3 protein-coding genes are annotated in these 1,677 nt (G+C 64.2%); all 3 read right to left on the bottom strand.

The genetic code is table 11. From position 1 onward, the window contains the following. The coding region (locus RMO81_RS12600) for an HAS-barrel domain-containing protein (protein WP_409049616.1) at positions 1-721 on the bottom strand (721 nt) is incomplete at its 3' end. Between the two features lie 15 nt (positions 722-736). Further along, complete coding sequence (locus RMO81_RS12595) at positions 737-1,297, bottom strand: F0F1 ATP synthase subunit delta (RefSeq protein ID WP_409049617.1); 561 nt, start codon at positions 1,295-1,297, stop codon at positions 737-739. A 131-nt stretch (positions 1,298-1,428) separates the two neighbouring features. Continuing rightward, on the bottom strand, positions 1,429-1,677 hold a 249-nt coding region (locus tag RMO81_RS12590; protein ID WP_310476238.1), incomplete at its 5' end, for a hypothetical protein.

Here is a 1,677-nt window from a genome sequence, read left to right as displayed (position 1 = left end):
GTGCCGGCTCCGAGGCGGTGGCGGCGACGACGATCGAATATTCCATCGCGCCGTTTTCTTCAAGCGCGCGGACGATCTGCGCCACCGTGCTGCGCTTCTGGCCGACGGCGACATAGATGCAATACAGCTTCTTCGATTCGTCGGTGCCTTTGTTCGCTTCCTTCTGGTTGATGAAGGTATCGATGGCGACAGCGGTTTTGCCGGTCTGGCGATCACCGATGATCAGTTCGCGCTGGCCACGACCGACGGGCACCAGCGCGTCGAGCGCCTTCAGGCCGGTCTGCATCGGTTCGTGGACGGATTTGCGCGGGATGATGCCCGGCGCCTTCACTTCGACGCGCATACGGGTGACATCGACCAGCGGGCCCTTGCCGTCGATCGGGTTGCCCAGACCGTCAACAACGCGGCCCAGCAGGCCCTTGCCCACCGGCACGTCGACGATGGTGCCGGTGCGCTTGACGGTGTCGCCTTCCTTGATGGCGCTGTCGCTGCCGAAGATCACGATACCAACGTTATCGGTTTCCAGGTTCAGGGCCATGCCCTTGATGCCGCCCGGGAATTCGACCATTTCACCGGCCTGCACATTATCCAGACCGTGCACGCGGGCGATACCGTCGCCAACGCTCAGCACCTGGCCGACTTCGGACACCTGTGCTTCGGTGCCGAAATTGGCGATCTGATCCTTGATGATCCGCGAGATTTCAGCGGCATTGATGTCCATCTGGGTTGTCCTCTTTTAAGCTTTGAGTGCCTGGCCGAGCATGTCGAGCCGGGTCTTCAATGACGAATCAATCAGGCGGCTGCCGACGCGCACCATCAGGCCGCCCAGGATGGACGGATCGATGTTCACATCCAGTGCCACATCGCGGCCGATGCCGGCCTTCAGCTTGGCAGCCAGCGCCTTTTGCTGCGCCGCTGTCAGCTTGTGCGCGGCGGTGACGGTGGCGGTGACTTCACCCTTGCGGGCCGCGTTCAGCGCGGCAAAATCGCGGATCACCGCGGGCAGCAGGCGCAGCCGGCGATTGGCGGCAAGCACGCCGAGGAAATTCTGGGTCAGGCCATCGATGTTCAGCCCCTTGGCCACGCCGGCAATCGCCGCGCCCGCCGCACCCCGGCCCACCACCGCCGAGGAAATCAGGCCCTTCAGATCAGCCGATTCGGCCAAAGCCTCGGTCAGCGTCTTCAGGCTGGCTTCAACAGCGGCCAGTGATTTACCCTCGATCGCCAGCGCGAACAGGGCACGGGCATAGCGCCCGGAAAGGCCGGTGGCGCCAGAAAAACCTGGGCTGGAAGAAATTTGTGCGTCCAAGGCTTCAGCCCCGCTCTGGTTCGGATATGACAAAAGGCGCGGCGAACGATGTTCACCGTGTGCCCAAGGCTAATTTGAGGGCGCGGCTAGCATGGGGCTGCCGATGTTGCAAGGCAGCATTAGGCGCGGGCGGGCTTTATGAAGAGCGGCAGGGCCGCAAACCCCAGCTGCCCCGCCAGCCCGAGAAGACCATCAGCCGTAAAGAACGACGCCAGATACGCCCCCGGCGCCCGCCCGAATGCCAGCGCCAGCCCGAATTCCGCCAGCATCAGCCACACAAACGCCGTGCCCCCCATCACCGCCCGCCCCGCCAGGCCGAGCGGCTGCCGCGCAAGCAAGCGGCGGCCCCACCACCAGCTCACCGCCAG

It is taken from the genome of Sandarakinorhabdus sp. (assembly GCF_031422795.1).
Lineage (GTDB): Bacteria > Pseudomonadota > Alphaproteobacteria > Sphingomonadales > Sphingomonadaceae > Sandarakinorhabdus.
This window is presented reverse-complemented; position numbering and strand designations above follow the sequence as displayed.